This window comes from Nocardia farcinica (assembly GCF_029867845.1).
GTDB classification, from domain to species: Bacteria; Actinomycetota; Actinomycetes; order Mycobacteriales; family Mycobacteriaceae; genus Nocardia; species Nocardia farcinica_A.
The window spans coordinates 1-2,729 of record NZ_JARWRU010000601.1 but is presented as its reverse complement, the minus strand read 5'-3'; the positions used below and the strand labels follow the sequence as shown (position 1 = coordinate 2,729).

Here is a 2,729-nt window from a genome sequence, read left to right as displayed (position 1 = left end):
CGGGCGGGGGGGGGGGGACACCACCCCCCACCCCCTGGGCGGCTACCCCCCCCGCGCCACATCGGTCCCGCCGCCGCCCCCCCCCCCGGGCGGGGCCCGCCCCGCCGCCGGCGCCGCGGCGTGCGCTGGCGCGTGGTCGGGCAGCACCACCCCGCTGCACACGCTCAGCGCGCGATGAGAGATACGGCGGAAGACCGAGACCGGCAGCACGCCGTCGATCACGCCGTGGCGGTAGAGGTTCTCGGCGGTCTGCACGCCCTCGGGGAACTTCTCCCCGTAGAGCGCCTGATAGACGCGCGGGCCGAGGAAGCCGACCATGGCGCCCGGCTCGGCGAAGGTCATGTGCCCCAGCGACCCCCAGGAGGCGAACACACCGCCCATGGTGGGATTGCGCAGGTAGACCAGATAGGGATGGCCCGCCGCCTTGTGCGCGGTCACCGCGCCGGCGATCTTGATCATCTGCACGAAGGCGACCGTGCCCTCCTGCATCCTGGTCCCGCCCGAGGTGGGCGAGGCGATCAGCGGCAGACCGAGCTCGGTGGCCCGTTCCACCGCCGAGACGATGCGCTCCGCGGCGGCCACGCCGATCGACCCGGCCAGGAAACCGAATTCGCAGGCGATCACGGCCACCCGCCTGCCGCGCAACAGGCCCTCGCCGGTCAGCACCGCCTCGTCGGTGCCCGCGGCCTCGCGCGCCGCGCGCAGCTCACCGCGATAGCGCTCGGAAGCGCCGACCGTCACCGGCGGGCCGTCCCAGCTCACGAAGGAGTCCGCATCGAGCAACTGCCCGAGTAGTTCTCGCGCCGATATCCGCATCGCGCGAGCGTATCGCGCCCTATGCGAGAGCAGGACGACCGTGTGCGCTGTGCTCACCGCGGCAGCGGCGGTTCGTGATCGAGCACGACGGCCATGGCGCACGACCGGCGCGACGCGACCGCGGCCGCCCTTCCCGGACAGCACAAGATCGCGGCACCACCCCGGGCGGTGCCGCGATATCGTCGTGTGCTCGGTGCGACGGCCCTCGGACCGCGCGGACGGACTCGGTGCTGCTACCCCACAGCACCCCCGGCTCCGCGCCGAACGAACTCCGGCACCAGGCGGCCGAACCCCTGGCGACCGCAGCGCCGGACGGCACCGCGGCGGCTCAGTAGCCCTGCATCACCTTGCGCAGCGCGTACTCGGTCAGCGCGACCAGCGCCTGCTTGGCCGGCTCGCGGCGGCGGGCGTCGATGGACAGGATCGGCACGTCGGCGGAGACCGCCAGCGCCTGCCTGATGTCCTCGATCGGGTACCGCGGCGCGTCGTCGAACTCGTTCAACGCCACCAGGAACGGCAGATTGCGCGCCTCGAAGTAGTCGACGGCGGCGAAGCTGTCCTCGAGCCTGCGGGTGTCAACCAGCACGACCGCGCCGATGGCGCCGCGGATCAGGTCGTCCCACATGAACCAGAAGCGGTACTGGCCCGGCGTGCCGAACAAGTACAGCACCAGGTCGTCGGCGAGACTGATCCGGCCGAAGTCCATCGCCACCGTGGTGGTCGACTTCATCGGAATGCCGGTCAGGTTGTCGATGCCGGCACTGGCGTTGGTGACCAATGCTTCGGTGCGCAGCGGAACGATCTCCGAGACAGCACCGACCAACGTGGTCTTGCCGACACCGAAGCCGCCCGCGACCACGATCTTGGCCGAGGTCGGTTTGCTGGTGCGGGTATCGACCTGCGCCGTCGAATCAAATACGCCGGAGTCCACTGAGAACCCTTTCGATCAACTCGCGACGTTCATCGTCGCTGGAATCCTCTTTCAATGTCGCCGAAACGCGCACGTGCCCGGCTTCGATCAAGTCCGCTACGAGTACCCGCGCGACTCCGATCGGAATCCCGAGCCGCGCCGCCACTTCGGCGACGGACGGCGATTCTCTGCACAACTCCACGATCGACGTCTCGATGTTGGTCAGCTCGAACTGCCGTTCCAAAGCGACCGGCTGTGAGGCGACGAGCGCCTCGAGCGCCAGCTCGACCTTGGGCCGCGTGCGGCCCGCGGTCAGCGAGTACGGCCTGACGAGGCTCGGCTCGGCGCTCTCCACGTGGTGATCTTCTATGTCCATCCCACCATCAGGAACCCATCGTGACACGCGGCGTGGCCTGTACGGTCTGGCCCACCCGTTCGACCAGCAGCGCCATCTCGTAGCCGACCTGGCCGATATCGCAGGACGTGTTGGTCAGCACCGCGAGGTAGGAGCCGTCGCCCACTGCCATCAGCAGCAGGTAGCCGTGCTCCATCTCCACGACGGACTGCAGCACCGTGCCGCCTTCGAACAGGTTGGACACACCCACCGAAAGGCTGGCCAGGCCGGCGGTCACCGCCGAGAGTTGTTCTGCGCGATCGACGGGCAGCTGGGCGCTCGCGGCCATCAGCAGGCCGTCAGCCGAGACCAGGACGGCATGAGCTACGCCAGGAACCTCGTTGGCGAAGTTCGAAACCAGCCAATCCAGCTGACGGTTCGTACCACCTAGATCGGGGTTCATCGGTCTCCTTTATCTCCGGTTAGGTTCATTGCTCTCATTGCGCGGCCATCCCGGACGCCCTTCTGGTGACGACTCAAGCTGGACCTGATCGACTCCGGATCGCGCCTCGGCGGGCGATCCGCGGGGGCGCGGGAGGGGCCCCGGGGGGACCCTTCCCCCCCGAAGCGGGGGGGGGCAGGCCCCCCCGGGGGGTTTTTAAGGTTTTT

Annotated in this window: 3 protein-coding genes and 1 pseudogene; all 4 read right to left on the bottom strand. The window is 69.3% G+C overall.

Translation table 11 applies throughout. The features are described 5' to 3' along the window. Positions 1 to 138: 138 nt before the first annotated feature. Positions 139 to 816, bottom strand: a pseudogene (locus QH283_RS13225) (carboxyl transferase domain-containing protein); the annotation flags it as partial. 328 nt (positions 817 to 1,144) lie between these two features. Then, entirely contained in the window at positions 1,145 to 1,747 is a 603-nt protein-coding gene (locus QH283_RS13220; RefSeq protein WP_174375360.1) for a GTP-binding protein, read from the bottom strand. After that, positions 1,728 to 2,102: a DUF742 domain-containing protein gene (locus QH283_RS13215; protein WP_280503299.1), complete on the bottom strand. Its 375-nt coding sequence runs from the start codon at positions 2,100 to 2,102 to the stop codon at positions 1,728 to 1,730. The genes QH283_RS13220 and QH283_RS13215 overlap by 20 nt, the downstream gene beginning before the upstream one ends. 7 nt (positions 2,103 to 2,109) lie before the next feature. Then, positions 2,110 to 2,523, bottom strand: a complete 414-nt coding sequence (locus QH283_RS13210) for a roadblock/LC7 domain-containing protein (RefSeq protein ID WP_011207200.1) — start codon at positions 2,521 to 2,523, stop codon at positions 2,110 to 2,112. Positions 2,524 to 2,729: the final 206 nt, after the last annotated feature.